We start from the raw sequence: 465 nt of genomic DNA on the forward strand, positions 1-465 counted from the left end.
TTGGTGTACCAGTACGCGGCATCCATCCCCGAGCCGTCGACCAGCTCACCGGACACCGTGGACAGCAACGGCACCCGGCCCGCCCGAGGTTCGATCCCCGCCAAAGCCTCAAGGAGCTCCTCACGGATCACCTCGACCTGCGCCGAGTGCGACGCGTAGTCCACCGGCACCCGACGCGCCCGCACCCCATCGGCCTCACACGAGGCCACCAGCTCCTCCAGCGCGCGGCTCACCGGAGACCACCACCGACGACGGGCCGTTCACCGCCGCCACCGAGATCCGCTCCTCACCCCAGACGGTCAGGCGCTCACGCACCCGCTCCACCGGAAGCGCCACCGACACCATCCCGCCCAGACCCGCCAGACCACCCGCGATCGCCCGACTGCGCAGCGCCACCACCCGCGCGCCGTCCCCCAGCGACAGCGCACCCGCCACCACCGCAGCGGCGATCTCACCCTGCGAGTG

Annotated in this window: 1 pseudogene; it reads right to left on the reverse strand. The window is 72.3% G+C overall.

Annotated features, from left to right (window positions below):
* A pseudogene (locus TR48_RS41405) lies at positions 1-465 on the reverse strand (acyltransferase domain-containing protein); the annotation flags it as partial.

This window comes from Streptacidiphilus neutrinimicus, from assembly GCF_000787815.1.
GTDB lineage: Bacteria > Actinomycetota > Actinomycetes > Streptomycetales > Streptomycetaceae > Streptacidiphilus > Streptacidiphilus neutrinimicus.